This window comes from Dyadobacter sp. NIV53 (assembly GCF_019711195.1).
Taxonomy (GTDB): Bacteria; Bacteroidota; Bacteroidia; order Cytophagales; family Spirosomataceae; genus Dyadobacter.
Genome location: NZ_CP081299.1, coordinates 5,841,638 through 5,858,090 on the forward strand (window position 1 = coordinate 5,841,638; position 16,453 = coordinate 5,858,090).

Annotated in this window: 16 protein-coding genes; 13 read left to right on the forward strand and 3 right to left on the reverse strand. The window is 41.6% G+C overall.

What is annotated here, in order from left to right; all coding sequences use genetic code 11:
• Positions 1 to 64 precede the first annotated feature (64 nt).
• From KZC02_RS24145 to KZC02_RS24185, 10 genes are all read left to right on the forward strand, one after another.
• A complete protein-coding gene (locus KZC02_RS24145; RefSeq protein ID WP_221391014.1) occupies positions 65 to 649 on the forward strand; it encodes an RNA polymerase sigma factor in 585 nt (194 codons plus the stop codon).
• Positions 650 to 894: 245 nt separating this feature from the next.
• The gene (locus KZC02_RS24150; RefSeq protein WP_221391015.1) at positions 895 to 1,899 is read left to right on the forward strand and encodes a FecR family protein; all 1,005 of its coding nucleotides are present in this window, start codon (positions 895 to 897) and stop codon (positions 1,897 to 1,899) included.
• Between the two features lie 184 nt (positions 1,900 to 2,083).
• Positions 2,084 to 5,689: a TonB-dependent receptor gene (locus tag KZC02_RS24155; RefSeq protein WP_221391016.1), complete on the forward strand. Its 3,606-nt coding sequence runs from the start codon at positions 2,084 to 2,086 to the stop codon at positions 5,687 to 5,689.
• A 22-nt stretch (positions 5,690 to 5,711) separates the two neighbouring features.
• Positions 5,712 to 7,439 carry a RagB/SusD family nutrient uptake outer membrane protein gene (locus KZC02_RS24160; protein WP_221391017.1) on the forward strand — a complete coding sequence of 576 codons (1,728 nt, stop codon included), beginning with the start codon at positions 5,712 to 5,714 and terminating at the stop codon, positions 7,437 to 7,439.
• 51 nt (positions 7,440 to 7,490) lie between these two features.
• Entirely contained in the window at positions 7,491 to 8,702 is a 1,212-nt protein-coding gene (locus KZC02_RS24165) for a metallophosphoesterase (protein WP_221391018.1), read from the forward strand.
• Between the two features lie 38 nt (positions 8,703 to 8,740).
• Positions 8,741 to 9,064, forward strand: coding sequence for an endonuclease/exonuclease/phosphatase family protein (locus KZC02_RS32605; RefSeq protein WP_255636988.1), 324 nt, complete (start codon positions 8,741 to 8,743; stop codon positions 9,062 to 9,064).
• Positions 9,065 to 9,114: 50 nt separating this feature from the next.
• Positions 9,115 to 9,552 (forward strand): endonuclease/exonuclease/phosphatase family protein, encoded by a 438-nt coding sequence (locus KZC02_RS32610; RefSeq protein WP_255636989.1) that lies wholly within the window; start codon positions 9,115 to 9,117, stop codon positions 9,550 to 9,552.
• A 515-nt stretch (positions 9,553 to 10,067) separates the two neighbouring features.
• Positions 10,068 to 11,624 carry a carbon-nitrogen hydrolase family protein gene (locus tag KZC02_RS24175; RefSeq protein WP_221391019.1) on the forward strand — a complete coding sequence of 519 codons (1,557 nt, stop codon included), beginning with the start codon at positions 10,068 to 10,070 and terminating at the stop codon, positions 11,622 to 11,624.
• Between the two features lie 533 nt (positions 11,625 to 12,157).
• Positions 12,158 to 12,481: a hypothetical protein gene (locus KZC02_RS24180; protein WP_221391020.1), complete on the forward strand. Its 324-nt coding sequence runs from the start codon at positions 12,158 to 12,160 to the stop codon at positions 12,479 to 12,481.
• 142 nt (positions 12,482 to 12,623) lie between these two features.
• Complete coding sequence (locus KZC02_RS24185) at positions 12,624 to 12,896, forward strand: hypothetical protein (protein WP_221391021.1); 273 nt, start codon at positions 12,624 to 12,626, stop codon at positions 12,894 to 12,896.
• Between the two features lie 114 nt (positions 12,897 to 13,010).
• Here KZC02_RS24185 and KZC02_RS24190 read toward each other — a convergent pair whose 3' ends face one another.
• Positions 13,011 to 13,184, reverse strand: coding sequence for a hypothetical protein (locus KZC02_RS24190; RefSeq protein WP_221391022.1), 174 nt, complete (start codon positions 13,182 to 13,184; stop codon positions 13,011 to 13,013).
• 278 nt (positions 13,185 to 13,462) lie between these two features.
• On the opposite strand from KZC02_RS24190, the gene KZC02_RS24195 reads away from it, so the two are divergent.
• The gene (locus tag KZC02_RS24195; protein ID WP_221391023.1) at positions 13,463 to 13,711 is read left to right on the forward strand and encodes a hypothetical protein; all 249 of its coding nucleotides are present in this window, start codon (positions 13,463 to 13,465) and stop codon (positions 13,709 to 13,711) included.
• Between the two features lie 115 nt (positions 13,712 to 13,826).
• On the opposite strand, the gene KZC02_RS24200 is transcribed toward KZC02_RS24195, so the two are convergent.
• Positions 13,827 to 14,729 (reverse strand): metallophosphoesterase, encoded by a 903-nt coding sequence (locus KZC02_RS24200; protein WP_221391024.1) that lies wholly within the window; start codon positions 14,727 to 14,729, stop codon positions 13,827 to 13,829.
• A 209-nt stretch (positions 14,730 to 14,938) separates the two neighbouring features.
• On the reverse strand, positions 14,939 to 15,238 hold the full coding sequence (locus KZC02_RS24205; protein ID WP_221391025.1) for a hypothetical protein: 300 nt from the start codon (positions 15,236 to 15,238) through the stop codon (positions 14,939 to 14,941).
• Between the two features lie 300 nt (positions 15,239 to 15,538).
• On the opposite strand from KZC02_RS24205, the gene KZC02_RS24210 reads away from it, so the two are divergent.
• Positions 15,539 to 15,841: a hypothetical protein gene (locus tag KZC02_RS24210; RefSeq protein WP_221391026.1), complete on the forward strand. Its 303-nt coding sequence runs from the start codon at positions 15,539 to 15,541 to the stop codon at positions 15,839 to 15,841.
• Between the two features lie 313 nt (positions 15,842 to 16,154).
• A complete protein-coding gene (locus tag KZC02_RS24215; RefSeq protein WP_221391027.1) occupies positions 16,155 to 16,298 on the forward strand; it encodes a hypothetical protein in 144 nt (47 codons plus the stop codon).
• Positions 16,299 to 16,453: the final 155 nt, after the last annotated feature.

The following is a 16,453-nucleotide window of genomic DNA, read 5'->3' on the forward strand; positions in this document are numbered from 1 at the left end:
AATAATAGCCGAGTTTTGTACCGTTCCAGAAGGTATTGATTCATGGGCCCTGGGGTTTATTGATATGAGCTTAAAGTATACCAACTTTTCGGACGAAGAAATTCTTCAATTTATTAGCATGAATGGGGACAAACAGGCTTTTGAAGAGCTTTATCTACGTTATTCCGACATGCTGTTCAATTATGTCTATGCGAGGGTTGCTGACCGGTTTATTGCTCAGGAAATTGTACAGGAATTATTTCTGAACCTGTGGCAAAGGCGCAATGACCTGTCTGTAAGTATTTGCAAATCCTATTTATTTTCTGCGGCGAAGAACCTGATCATTTCAAATTACAGGAAAGAACTGGCCAGACAACGCCAGAATACCAGATGGGAATCAGAAAGAGAGCGCGAAAATAATTTCACCTATCAGCATGCGCTTGTTGTGGATCTGCAGGCACGTTACCAGGAAGGTTTAGAATCACTTCCACCCAAATGCCAGCAGGTATTCACACTAAGCCGCCAGGGATTTTCCAACCGGGAAGTGGCTGTACAGCTCGAAATTTCCGAAAAAACGGTTGAGCAGCATATTACCAAAGCCTTGCGCGTTTTGAAGGTCTATCTTAAAGAACATCTCGTTTATGGAATTCTGCTTTTAGGTTTTATCTAATATTTTTCTCCTGTTACTACGAGCCTGTTAAAATTCATTATGTAAAATTGTTTATGCTATTTTTTGAGTGCATCTGCGCCAAATTTTTTCGGAATAACCCGCTATTCCTTCAAAAATTTGTCTTGCTTCCTTCAAAAAATAAGCGATAAACAAATTTTATATTCTAAATTTAAAAAGGCTCTAAGGGTTAAGTTTCATTGGTTACGACTTCCGAATAGAAGGATCAAAAAGTAACCCATATTAAGATGTCCCCCGAATTACTTGAAAAATATCTTCAAGGGCTTTGCACGGAAAGTGAAATGGCACTCGTGGAAGAGTGGTATAAAACACTTGAAAACAAGGAGAAATATCCGCATGTTATACCAGCTGCACAAAGAAGCCAGTTGCTCGCTGATGCTTTAAAAAATATTACGGAGCAAATTGAACGGGAAGAGTATTCTCCGGAAGTTAAAAAATTCCCTTTATACTGGTTAACAGGAATTGCTGCCTCTATTTTGTTGGTTATTGGTTTCTATTATTTCAAGCCGCTTTCTTCGGATAAACACGCTATTCCTATAGCAGCTGTAACCGGACAATCACCTGCTTTACTACTTCATTTTGAAAATAAAGAGTCCCGGATCATACGTCACCAGCTTCCTGATGGCAGCACGGTCTGGATGAACAAAGGCGCGATGATATCCTATCCCGAAGTATTTGCAGCCAATAACAGGACCGTACAATTTAAAGGAGAAGCTTTTTTTAATATTAAAAAAAATAAGGCCAGCCCGTTTTTAATAAATAGTGAGGACATGACTGTCCGGGTGCTCGGGACAAGCTTTAATGTAAAAGCTGCCGCCAGAGGCAAACGTTTTGAAATATCTGTGGTAACAGGAAGTGTTCAGGTAAGCGCTCCGGATCATCAATCCAACCCACAGCAGGTAACACTAAAACCTAACCAGCAAGCCATTTTCGAAACGGGCCCTAAAAAATTAATGGCCCAAAATATTCCATTGCAGAAGAAAAGGGAAATATACCAGCCGGTTAGTATCACTTTCAACAATACACCTATAATCAGTGTGATAAACCTGCTTGAAAAAAAGTTTGACATCAGCATAAAACTTTCAGACCCAAAAATAGCCCAATGCCGCTTAAATGCTGATTTTGACCAGCAGCCACTTGCTGAAATCCTGGAAATGCTGTGCCGGTCCCTGGAAGCTACCTATACTATAGATGGAAATTTGATTGTCATCGAAGGAACACCCTGTGAATAAAAAATGCTATTTATTAACCCTTAACCCATTCTGCCGAATATGATGAAATAAACCGGAGTAAAACTCAAAAAAAGACCGGCAGTGTTCCACCACAACCGGTCAATTCTAACTGCTTGAATCGTTCCACCGAAACAAACAGATTAAATCCAACAGTGCTCTAAAAAACTATCAGAAAATCAAAATTATGCAAAAATCAGTATCAAACAAGCCTTCTGCCTGGCTACTTCTCATGCGAATAGGATTACTGCAATGGGTTATAACGGTTTTACTGGCATCGGCCAGTTATGGGAAAGAAATATCGGCCCAGTCAATTCTTGATAAAGACATTTCTATTAATCTGTTAAATGTACCGATCAGGACTGCTCTTGAAGAGATACAGAAAGAAACTAATATCAAGTTTGTTTACAGTAGCAAGGTATCAGTAACTGAACGCATTAGCCTGGTAGCAAGCAAAAGCAAGTTATTCAAGGTACTGGATCAGCTGCTGATACCACGAAGGATCCAGTATGCCGTGATCAATAACCAGATTATTCTTTCCAACAAAAGGGTTGAAAAAGAAGAAACCATGTTATTTGAAATTGAAAAAAAACTGCATAATTCAATTCTTCCTCAGGATATCAGGATTAAGGGAAAAGTAATAGCAAGCGATGGCCTGGGTGTTTTACCAGGTGTAAGCGTAGTGCTTAAAGGAAGCTCAACCGGAACAACAACAGACGGACAAGGTACTTATGAGCTGGTTGTACCTAATGTTGAGAGTGTCATCGTTTTCAGTTTTGTAGGTTATGTATCACAGGAAGTGTCCGTTGGAAACCGGTCACTCGTTGACATCACCCTGGCAGCAGACACAAAGGCACTCAATGAGCTGGTAGTAGTAGGTTACGGTACCCAAAGGAAAGTAAATCTAACAGGAGCTGTTACCCAGATCCAGTCGAAGGAACTTGAAAACAGGCCATTGAATAATATGTCCCAGATTCTACAGGGCATGGTTCCCAACCTGAACATTACATTTGATACCGGGCGTCCCGGTCAGGGTGGTAAATTAAATATCCGGGGAGAAACTTCTATCAATGGCGGAAGCCCGCTGGTGCTGATCGACGGTATTCCCGGTGATATAAACCGCATTAATCCAAGTGATGTAGAGTCGGTTTCGGTTTTAAAAGACGCAGCAGCTTCGGCTATTTATGGTGCCCGAGGTGCTTTTGGTGTCATACTGGTGACCACAAAAACGGCTAAGAGCGGCAAGACAACCGTATCTTACAGCAATAATTTTGCATGGTCGACGCCCACGGTTAGTACCAATTTTCTTACAACAGGATATGACCATGCACGGATTAACGACGAAGCTTTTAAACGCTCCACGGGTAATACTTACACGCGTTATACCGACGAAGACTATGCTGAACTCGAAGCCCGTCGTTATGATAAAACAGAAAATCCTGCCCGTCCGTGGACTGTGATCAAGAATGTAAACGGAAAAGATATTTACAATTACTACGGGAATTACAACTGGTGGGATGCCATGTTCAATACCAGCGAACCATCCAAACAGCATAATATCAATTTATCAGGTGGTACCGATAAAATCAATTATTACCTGTCAGGGTCGGTTTTTGAAAAAGATGGTCTGATGAAAGTCAATACGGACAAATTCACTTCCTATACTTTTCGCAGCAAGATCAATGCCCAGTTGACACCCTGGCTGAAAGTCAGCAATAATACGCAGTATTTTGACTCCAAATACAAATACCCGGGATTGGAATCAACAGGGAGTGCAAATCAAAATTTCGTTGCTGTAACGGTTCATGCATTGCCGGCTTATGCGCCCCGGAACCCTGATGGAACTGCCACTTACAATACGCTGAAAAACAATTATTCAATTGGTGACGGCATATTTGCAAATCTTATTAAAGGCGTAGCGGGCGGAGAAAAAAGGGAGCACGAACTGACTACGATCAACTCCGCGACGATCGACATTAACAAGCATTGGAACGTGGTGGCGAATCACTCTTTTTCTTTTTATATCGCCGATGACTGGTACCGCTCAGCAGTAGCCCAATATTCTATTCAGCCGGGCATACTCGTTAACGTACCCAATTTTAATACAGATCAGTTAAAGAAAACATTCTGGTTCGACCCGATAAGTGTTACTAATTTGTTTTCCACTTATGGACAGCAGTTTGGAAAACACAATATGGGTGCTACCGTAGGGATGAACTATGAAACAAAAAAACACCAGCGGTTATATGGTGCAAGAAAAAATTTACTTTCCGAAAGCCTCAATGACCTTAACCTTGGAACGGGAGAGCAGCTGACAGAAGGCGATTCTTATAAATATGCATTATTCGGTGCTTTCTTCCGTGCAAACTATGATTATGAAGGCAAATATCTGCTGGAAGTAAATGGCCGTTATGATGGAACTTCACGTTTCGGAAGTGGCAGCAGGTTTGGTTTTTTCCCATCGGTTTCCGGTGCATGGCGTATCAGCGAAGAATCGTTTTTCGAGCCTTTACGTGATGTGGTGAACAACTTCAAAATACGTGCATCATACGGTACACTGGGAAATCAGCTGCCGTCCAATTCCAGTTCTGCCAGCTTTTACCCCTATATTTCTACCATGCCGACCGCTTTGTCAACATGGATCAGCGGAGGGCAAAAATTACAGTATGTTAATAGCCCCAAACCCATTTCCACAGATTTGACCTGGGAAAAAGCGACTACATCCAATTTGGGTGTTGACATAGACCTTTTGAAAAACCGGCTGAATATTGCTTTCGATGCCTATGTCCGCAAAACAACCGATATGCTGGTTCCGGGCCAGGTGCTCCCGACTGTTTACGGGGCTACGGTTCCAACGAAAAATGCCGGTGATCTCCAAACCAAAGGATTTGAAATTTCGGCAGGATGGAGAGACCAGTTCAAGCTGGCCGGAAAACCTTTTAGCTATAACGTATCTTTTATGTTGTCTGACTTTGTATCCAAAATAACTAAGTACAACAATCCGAATAAAATCCTGTCGAGCTACTACGAAGGACAAACGATGGGTGAAATGTGGGGATACAGTCTGGATGGTTATTTTAAAACGAATGAAGAAGCACAGGCCTTTACAGTCGATCAGTCATTGGTGAATGGCCGTCGTCTTAGTTCTGCCGGAGAATGGGCCAAGTTGCAGGCCGGAGATATTAAATTCCATGACCTGAACGGGGACGGAAAAATTTCCAAGGGAGCAAATACCCTTGCCGATCATGGTGATCTGCGTATAATAGGAAATTCCAATCCAAGATTTAAGTATGGTATTAATCTGGGTGCTTCCTGGAATGGCTTGGATATGACCGGCCTGGTACAGGGAATTATCAGGAAAAACTGGTATCCCGGGTCAGATGCGGATAAATTCTGGGGAGCGTATTCCCGGCCATATTTTTCTTTCATTCCTGAACATTTTGAAGACGATATCTGGACGCCTGAAAATCCGGATGCATACTTTCCTTTGCTAAGAGGTTATACGGCTTTAAGCGCAGGAAATGATCTGGGTGAAAAGAATGATAAATACATGCAGAATGTGGGTTATATGAGATTGAAAAATGTAGTGATCGGCTACATGATTCCGGCAAACCTGACCAAAAAGATCCGTATTCCAAGAGCCCGTATTTATGTAAGCGGAGAAAACCTGCTCACCTTCACACCTCTGAGAAGCAAATCTATAGACCCTGAACAGATAGACGGCGATGCCACGAATGGCAGGACATACCCTTTGTCCAAAACATTCTCTGCCGGTCTTAATATCACTTTCTAAATCGTTTTAAATCAATACTTTGATGAAAAAAATATTTTATATCATTGCCTTATCAATCGGGCTGGTATCCTGTGATCTGAACCAGTTACCGCTGGATGCAATTTCTCCCGTTACATTTTTTAATACAGAAAATGACCTGCTGCTGTATACCAACTCATTTTATAATATGCTGCCCTCGGCAGAAGATGTATACAATGAAGACGTGGATAATGTAGTTAAAAACAGCTTGCGGGAAGAATTGCAGGGAACACGGATTGTGCCAACCAGCGGAGGCGGATGGACCTGGACAGATCTTCGCAATATAAATTATTTCCTTGCTAATTCAGCCAAATGCCCCGATCCGGCTGCTGTGGCCAGATATAACGGCCTTGCCCGGTTTTTTCGGGCTTATTTCTATTTTAATATGGTAAAGCGTTTTGGCGATGTCCCATGGTATTCCAATCCGATTGAAGTGGGGGATGAAGAAATGCTGACAAAAGCCCGCGACCCGAGAACACTCGTGATGGACTCAGTAATGGCAGATGTAAATTACGCTATTAGCACGCTTGGTACAACAAGGCAGGTGAATAGCATTACAAAATGGACAGCTCTTGCATTGAAATCCCGGATCACACTATTTGAAGGGACTTTCCGCAAATATCACCAGGAATTTAACCTGCCCGGTTCAGAACAGTTTTTAGATGAAAGTATTAGCGCATCCGAAGAAATAATTAAATCCAGCGGTTATTCTATTTACAATGCCACGCCTGCTACCGCCTATCTGAAACTATTTTCATCAGATAATGCCATTGAAAGTGAAGTGATCCTGGCCCGCGATTTCAGCGATGCGTTACAGGTCTATCACAATCTGAATTATTATACCATGACAGCTTCTTATGGCAAACCCGGATTGGAAAAACAGCTGGTTAACAGTTATCTGATGAAAGACGGAACACGCTTTACAAGCAAGCCGGGCTACCAGACCATGTCATTTTATGATGAGACACAAAACCGGGACCCACGTCTTTCCCAAACCATTAAAACGCCTGGTTATACGCGGATCGGAGAAACTACTCCGCTGGTTCCGGAGTTTGGCGGTACTGTAACGGGCTATCAGCTGATCAAGTTTGTTTCTGAACCCAAATGGGACACTTTCAATAAGGACATTACCGACATGCCAATCTTTCGTTATGCGGAAGTACTGCTAAATTTTGCCGAAGCAAAGGCAGAAAAAGCAACACTGACACAGCCGGACCTGGACCGTTCTGTTAAATTGCTTCGTGACCGTGTAGGCATGCCGGCTATTGACCTTGCTTTATCAAACGCCAATCCTGATCCATACCTTGCCGCGCAATACAACCAGGTTAAAGGTGAAAATGCTGGCATCATTTTAGAAATCAGACGGGAAAGAAGGGTAGAGCTTGTGATGGAAAATTTCTTCCGTTGGGATGATCTTCTGCGCTGGAAAGAAGGCCAGTTGCTGACCCGGCAATTTAAAGGCATGTATTTTCCGGGAACAGGCAATTTTGATCTGGATAAAGACGGAAAGATTGACCTGGTTATCTACGAAGGAACCAAGCCGGTAGTTGCCGGAGCACAAATACTGAAACTCGGCAGTGAAATAGTTTTGGAAAATGGCAACGCCGGTGGAAACATCGTTATCAATAACCATATTGTAAAAAAATTCAATGAGGCCAAAGACTATTTATATCCTATTCCAACACAGGAAATTTTGCTGAATTCCAGGCTGGTCCAAAATCCAAACTGGTAAGCCAAACCAGTTCAAAAAATGGTATTCCTAAACTCTTAACTTTTTAAAATAATGCTTTCAGACAGACGATCATTTCTTGAAAAGATGTCACAAGCAGGGGCGCTCAGTTTACTTGCGGGCACTTCGGCTTTTGCTTCAAATACAGAAGAAAAAAACCATTTCACGGCCGGTCCGTATCTTCAGAATATGGATACGGATCAGGTTACGATCATGTGGATCACCAGTAAAAACTGTTTCAGCTGGGTGGAATATGGGGAAGGTAACTATGCCATTCACAAAGCATTTGCTTATCACAACGGATTAATTGAGGCCAATAACCGTATCCACAAGATTACGCTTCCTAACCTGAAACCCGGATCAGCCCATAAGTACAAAATCGTTTCTACCGAAATAACAGGATTTAAGGGCTCCAAAGTGGAATTTGGAGAAACCATAGCCGGTGCTATGCTGGGCTTTAAAACGCCGGCAGCCAGTGAAGATGAAGTGAAGTTTGTGATTTTTAACGACATTCACGACCGTCCGCAAATTATTCCGCAGCTTTTGTATCGTTACGGCTACACCGGAAATGTACGTGATTACGATTTTGTGGTTTTTAACGGAGATTGTTTTGACTGGGTGACTGAGGAACAGCAACTGATTGACCATCTTATCAAGCCGACCACCGATATTTTCTCAAGCGAGTATCCGTTTATTCTTACACAGGGAAACCATGAATGCCGGGGTAGTTTCTCCCGCCATATTCCCGAGTACTTTGCTTATCCGGAAAATAAATTTTACTATGCCTTTACGCGTGGCCCGGTCAGGTTTGTGATTCTGGATTCAGGAGAAGACAAGGCAGATGATAATGTCGAATACGGAGGGCTTACCGCTTTTGACCGTTACCGGGAAAATCAGGCAAAATGGCTTGAAAAGGAAGTAGCCGGTGACGAGTTTAAAAAGGCGGATTTCAGGGTCGTACTGATTCATATTTCTCCTTATCATTCCGGGGACTGGCATGGTACGCTGCATGGCCAAAAAGTCTTTGGCCCGATACTTAACAAGGCAAAAGTTGATATCCAGATTTCCGGCCATACGCACCGGTATATGACACATGACGCGGATGACACCCACAATTATCCGATCGTTATTGGGGGAGGGCCAATTGAAGGAAATCGTACGCTGATAAAAGTGCATGCAACAAGAAAGGAACTTAACCTGAAAATGATCAGGGATGATGGAGAGGTAGTAGGGAAGTTTCAAATCCCAAGAAAAACAAAAATTTAATTGATTTCTTTTAACCGTTTAAGCTGCTAAAACCTGTCATGATGAAACTAGTGATTCCTATTCTGTTCGCTTTTATGTGTATTACTGCGTTTGGAAATAAAAGCATAAGCCGGAATGAATACGCAGAGCATAAAGCAAAAAACATTAAAGTGATGACCTATAATATTCATCATTGCAACCCGCCGTCGGCAGGGGAGAAAATAGATGTAGCTGCCATTGCAAAAGTTATCAACGACGAAAGCCCTGATTTTGTCGCTTTGCAGGAGGTGGATGTTTATACCCTGCGATCCGGCAAAGGGTTAAACCAGGCCAAAGAACTGGCCAGGTTAACGGGTATGAATTTCTTTTTTCAAAAGCGATAGATCACCAGGGCGGAGACTACGGAGTGGCTGTACTTTCGAAGTTTGCAATATTGGATTCAATTGGATTTATCCTGCCTATTGATTCTGCGATCAAAGGGGAAACCAGAACTATCGCAGCTATTACTGTTGAGATCACGAAAGGCCGGAAGGTTATTTTTGCCAGTACACATCTGGATCTGAAAGAACAAAACCGCCTTTCGCAGGCCGCACTTATCGTAAAACATTTTCAGGATTCGGACTTGCCTGTGATCATAGGTGGCGATTTCAATGCGCTACCGGACAGCGAGGTGATAAAATATCTTGATAAAAGTTTTACGAGAAGCTGCCTGAATTGCGCTTTTACCATTCCTGTTGAAGTTCCGGACCGTACGATTGATTTTGTGATGTACAAAACCGATGGAACCTTTGAAAGTGTATCGACCAGGGTGATTGATGAGAAATATGCATCCGATCATCTTCCGGTTGTGGCAGTACTGAGAGTCAAATAACTAATATTCCTGACTTTATTCTCGCGAACAGCAGGGTTTGAGGGTTACATATTCAGGAAATGGTGGTTTTGACAGTATCTGCAAATGCCTTTTGAAAAAGCAATGCAACCGGCACTCCGGTAAACGGTACGGTGAAGGGGAGCCCCACTTTTCTTTAAATTTAACCCTAAGTCTGGCAGAGATCGCGAAGTAATGAAAATGAAGCTGCGTATTTTCTCTTCATTAAACCACTGTGGTAATGATGATTTAGGGTTCACTATGATGTCTTCGGCAGTTTTTTACCCGCCGGATTTACTCTTTTTTAACAAAACTTTCACACTGTTTCTTTGTTACTTCTCTTTATTGTTCGCAATTTTAGCAACACCTCTGATTTTTTAGACGCCAAAAAGTTGGTAGTTCCCCATTGTTCACAGAATGCAATCAAGAAATAAAACAGTTTAAATCAACGAACTATTACTAAAACCAATCCCCGTTAATCACCCTTTTCAAAGAAGGGTAAAACGGGATGGAAAATTATGGAAACAAACAAAGACAATAAATCAATTGAGAATATTGAGTTGGTTTTTCTAAAACCGGAAGATTATCAGGAGATCAAAGAAATGATGATTGAGACCTATTCCAGTATGCCAAATGCCTTTTGGAAAGAACATCACATCAAAACACTGATCAATATTTTCCACGAGGGCCAGGTGGGTATCAAGGTAGATAATGAGCTGGCCGGATGCGCATTATCTATTATTGTTGACTACGACAAAGTTGACTCTAAACATACGTACAGAGAAATAACAGGAAATTATAGTTTTAAAACCCACACCAGTAAAGGAGATGTTTTATATGGAATAGATGTATTTATACGGCCTAAGTTTCGCGGCCTGCGGTTAGGAAGGCGTTTGTATGATTACAGGAAAGAGCTTTGTGAGAAATTAAATCTGAAAGGAATTGTTTTTGGTGGCCGAATCCCCAATTACCATCAATATTCCGATACCATCTCCCCCAAAGAGTACATTGATAAAGTACGAAACAAGGACATACATGACCCTGTTTTAAATTTCCAGTTGTCTAACGACTTTCACCCTGCCAGAATACTTCAGGGGTACCTTGAAGGTGATAAGGACTCCAATGAATATGCCGTGTTACTCGAGTGGGATAATGTCTACTATGAGAAAATTTCAGATCAGGCGGCCTTTAAAAAGTCAATCATCAGGTTGGGTTTAATACAATGGCAAATGAGGTTGTACAATGACTTTGATGAGCTGATGCAGCAGGTTGAATATTTTGTGGATGCGGTATCGGGCTACAGGTGCGATTTTGCCTTGTTTCCTGAGTTTTTCAATGCTCCCTTGATGTCGGATTATAACCATCTGGCAGAACCGGTTGCAATAAGAAAGCTGGCAGAATATACAGAGAGAATTGTCAGTCGCTTTTCTGAGCTTGCCATCTCCTATAATATAAATATTATTACCGGAAGTATGCCGGAGGTTGTTGATAACATTCTTTACAATGTTGGTTATTTATGCAAGAGGGACGGTGGGATTGAACGGTTCGAAAAGTTGCATGTAACGCCGGATGAAGCCAAAGTATGGGGCATGCAGGGTGGTGATACCATCAAGACGTTCAATACCGACTGCGGAAAAATAGGCATCCTTATTTGCTATGATGTTGAGTTTCCTGAATTAAGCCGCATTTTAGCCGATGAGGGAATGAATATTTTATTTGTACCTTTTCTGACCGACACCCAAAATGGCTATTCTAGGGTAAGGAACTGCGCTCAGGCAAGAGCTATCGAAAATGAATGTTATGTTGCCATCGCCGGCAGTGTTGGCAATTTACCAAAAGTCCATAATATGGATATTCAATATGCCCAGTCAATGGTTTTTACCCCCTGCGATTTTTCGTTTCCCACCAATGGGATAAAAGCCGAGGCAACCCCCAATACAGAAATGATTTTGATTGCCGACGTTGATATTGATATGTTAAGGGAATTAAATCAATTTGGAAGTGTCCGGAATTTAAAAGACCGAAGAACTGATATTTATTCAATCATACGTAATCATAAGAGCAAAGAAATATAGTTCCAGTGCCTGAGATGATGCCGCGCAAATCATGTTTCCCGGAATTATATTTTCATCCGGAATTGCCCAAAGGTCAATACGGTATTTTTTTTATTTGTATCTCCAAAATAGGTAAGACAACCATGCTGTTTTTATCACATTATGGTATAATGGATGCCCGGGGATTTACAGTAATTTAAATTATTGCCCGGGTATTAAAAAGGCAGGTGATGAACAGAGGAAAAGTTTAATTTCACCAATGATATAAACTTCTCCGGCGGTCTGATAAACCTATTTGTCATTTAATTATCATGTGTAAATTACACAGAAGAATAATCTGTTTAAATGCTGTATTGGTATAAGTATCAGTAACTTAGCAGAATATTCTACTGTGTTAGAGCCCTTAAATGATTTTATCAAGTTTCTTTCAGTTTTAATTTAATGTGAAGATTCCCCATCATTTGATAACTTTGTACAAATTCTGACGCTTATAAATTTGATTGCAGTCCCATTCTAAGGGTTCTTCCTTCGTTCCAAATTGATTCAAACATGGTATGGTAAACGTTTCCAATCCCGACTGCACAGGTACCTTTTACGAAAAAGCGGATAGTCCATCAGGGATTTATTATGTGGTATATGACATCTGTGTGATCAATGGCATTCCCAGCTGGGACCTGGCCTTTATTGAAGAGCGTAACGGCATATTACCTGAAAACGTCTTCAATGCAGAAAAACGGTTCTTCTCTCTGAAGGATGCAAAATCATACGCCAGAAGCAATTTTGAGTCAGGAGCAGAATATATTTCGCTGAACCAGTTAGCAGACCCGAATAATTTGCTCCACATCATCGCCGATAAAATCAGCTACCTGATTGCCTGAGAAGACATGCAATGCACTTTTATCCCCGAACCGAAATTTTATGTTTTTTGCCGGCTGATAATTTAATAAAAGCATCACATTATAAACGGCTGTTTCACAGCAATATCTGTTATCTTTCCTGCTTGACCTACTTAAGTACGAAATGCCTGCAACGAACTTTGCTGAATATACTGACACCACAGCGCGACTCGCCATTCTGAAGGCAAAAGCAGCCTATACTTGTAATCTGCATCCCGATGTACTTATTTTGGCAGGAGACCCCAATGCCGAAAGACGTGCTTTTGAAATTGCGGGTAATACTTTGACCTATAACGACCGGACATTTCTTGCGGAAAAGCTCATATTGGTTTTAAAGAGAGAATTGGAAACAGCTGGTACGGAATGCTGGTTATGCAAACAAAATTTATTGATCTGATTTGCCAATCGTTCGCATACGACCAGGGTTTTAAGATGCTAAGCTGTTACAGCAATACCGGATTTCAATTTTATCTTTTGATCATCATGCTACTACCCATGTTCATTGTACCATTCAACCTTGTGTACTATCAGACGCTTTTATAGCCCAACCTGCACAGAAAAAACAGTTAAAAGCTTCCTGCGGCCGGATATCATTTGCGGCTGCTGCATCTTTTGAGCGGGTATAATTGGGATCAGCCGGCAAATGCTTCTGCTGATCAGGGTGATTATTAAACCTGCAATGCATACTTAATAAAGTTGGCCAATTTAGGCCTGCCGAGCGCCATCCGGAAAAAAGTACGGTATTTTTGGAAAAAGCGGCTGTAAAAAATTTAAGTGCCAAAAGGGAGCACACACCAAAGGGCGTTTAGGGGAATGCTATAACTTTGAAAATGTCAAAAGCCTGCTTTGAAATATACAGTGGACAGCCGGCCTGACTGGAATGGTTTTTACAATTATAATCCTGAATAAAATATAAATTTGTAGAATAAGCCTATTAAAGAAACCAAACTAAACATTCGGGCTATGGACCAGAAAGACACATTGAAAGTTGAAATTATGGATGCGATTGTCTCCCGGCTGGAACAATCCTATGAACTCTCGGATAAAGCGAAACGCAGAATTACAAAATCGGCAGCTAAGCTGGCTGACCGGTTGTTTGAAATATTTCAAAAACAGGAGCGGAAAGCTGCCAGGAAAGCCGGTGAAATGAAAGATGATTTGCAAAGTACCGGCGAAATAAACCCGGCAGACGAGCAGGATGACCTTCATTGAACCGGGTTGTCGGCACTTTGTTTGCAGACAGGCTGGACAGGTATTACCCTGGATCTGGTCTTTTTCCGGTAACAGCACTATTTTTTTGATCTGATCTGGCGGAATAATACAGGTTTTAATAATTTACGTAGCGCTCTTCAAAACTGCCGTCCGCATGCAGATCGATGAGCCCGTATCCGGGTTTGGTTTCCCGCATGTTACCCTCCCACCACGCACCGCTGACCGCCCCGTTACATAAATAGGTCACGTTATTGTACACCACCTTGTCCCGCATGTGCAGATGGCCACTCAGGCACAGTTTCACATTGGTATGTTTATTAAACAGGCTGATAATCCTGGCTGTGTCCGTATGCATGTCACCACCCAGCATCTGCCAGCGGTTGACCACATCATCCTGTATCATCAAAAGTGCTGTCAGGATAGGTATGTGTGACATAATCAAAACGGGCATAGCAGGGTTGGTGCTGTTTAACTCTTCTTCCAGCCAGCTAAACTGTTTATCTCCTAATTTGCCGATATACCAGGTGTCGTCAATATCCAGGTGGGTACTGTCCAAAATAATTATTTTCCAGCCGCCCTGGATCAGGCTGTAATACGAATTATTTAGCTGGAGCTGGCTGAGTGCATATTGCTTCCCATAAAGAGGCAGCGCTTTGGAATCTTCGTACCACCAGACGTCGTGATTGCCCAGACAATAATGAATAGGCAGGCTGCATTCCTCCTTCATGGTATGGTGAACCAGCTTCCATTGGTTATTGATCGTACTGATGTTTTCCTTGTTCATATCAAAGACGATATCCCCACCATTCAATAATAGATCCACTTTGGGTGTCTGGTTTTGAATATGGTGCAGGCACCTGACAAATTTTTCCGGTGCACCAAGCTCATCTTTTAAATGGACGTCTGTAAGATGGACTACCCGAAGCACGGGCGTTTGGGTATTGGCCTGGAAAGGATGCCCCAATATGGGGGCAGAAATTATGCCGCCAAGGCTTTTTAATATAGATCGTCTTTGCACAATGTTTTCCGTCAGCAGGTTATACAACATAGAGCGCCAGGCAGGCAATCGATGATAGATGAATATAGTAAGGCAAAAGTAACAGTTCAGTCCTGCATCATTGTTAATGGATCATTAAATCCTTGCCGTGCCATCAAAAAGATGAGAACAGGCTATTACCCGATTGAGACTTCTAAAAAAATATTTTGGAGCGGTCCAAACTTTACATTTTAATTGTCGCTGTTATTTTGCAGGAAATCCTTGTTGAATTCTTTTAAGGCTTTACGGATTTCCTTATTGGATATTCCGCTGTATTGTATCTGCAGCATCCTTGATTTTTCGGCTGGAAGGCTTCTGAGTTTCCAGTACTTTGGATGGGAAATTTCAATGGGAGGATGAAAGTATAACTCCCTGGGATCTTTGATCAGCACACTCACTTGCATATCAAAAGTGTCCTGGCTTTGGATTGGCTGTGCCATGATCTTTACAGATCTGCCAGTTCGTAAAAGCATTGTTTTTTCCTGTGTCATTTCCTTCTTTTGTTTACTTTCAGCTGCAAAGTTATTCACCGGAAAAGTATTATGGAAGGCCTTCACAATATGTTAATATCAGGTTTTGATCCATACAAAAAACACTGGCAGGCCTGTGATATAGGTAATTTTTATTGGTCTCTGACAGCCTAAATTCACAGATACCGGCCCTCGTTTGTATAGATTCAGCCTGATTTCTTATTAAATCACCTGCCTGATTGGATGATTATGTTATTGTTAAGCGTTGATTTACCTGAATGATTGGTTGTAATTTTACCGGCAGCACAAAGAAAGCAGACCATGATTTTTGAAAAGATATTTATCACACAGCAGTCCAGGCAGGTAAAAGTAACCCTGAGAGGTTATTATTCCCAGCAGTATACGAAGATCGAACACTATGTTGATGTATTGGTAAAGGAAGGCAGGGAGACAAGTTTTCACAAACTGGCCGGGTTGAATTTGCCGGTATATGGCGGATTTGAAACAGGGGATGGAATGAAGCTCAGAGAGCAGATCCTTGCCCTGAGCGGTATTACCGACCAGCAGCTCAGCCAGGTGCTAAAAGAATTTACAGAAATTAGCCGGTCTTCTGTACTATGGTAGTAAACAGGGTGATAAAAGTAAATAAACAAAGGCTTTTCATGGCAATCGGCCGGGAAGTTGAACGGGAGATAGAAGTCTCGATTTTAAACTATAAAAAAATGGATGGTATTTTACGTATAGAAAATATTATTTGATAACTGCTATACGTAAACTGGTTACAAGCAGTAGCTTTGTAAGATATATCACGTTATAAGCTATAAAATTATATGAAAAGTAAAAAAAGGAACTGGCAGTCAATATTACTGAAACGATCCAGGACAAACTGAAAGATTCGACCGGCCAGCCCGAGAAGTTAAAAGACCTCATCAAAAAAATGGCAAAAAAGCTGGGAAAAAGTGGTCAGGTTTTCAGCAAAACAGGATCAAAAGCTCAAAAAGAACAAGGAAACACCCAAACCGGTTGTGAAAGCCGGGAAGGTAAAAAAACAAAAAATACAAGCCGGTTTAAAAGAAGTTGACAAGACTGAAAAAGAATCCCTTTTAACAGAAAAAGAAAGTCCGGTAATCAGGAAAAAAAATAATTTAATCCGGTTCAGTATCACGGGCTGGCTGTGTACATTTCCGGTGGATTCTTCCCCTGTATTTTCTGAATTTATTGTTTTGGAAAACAATC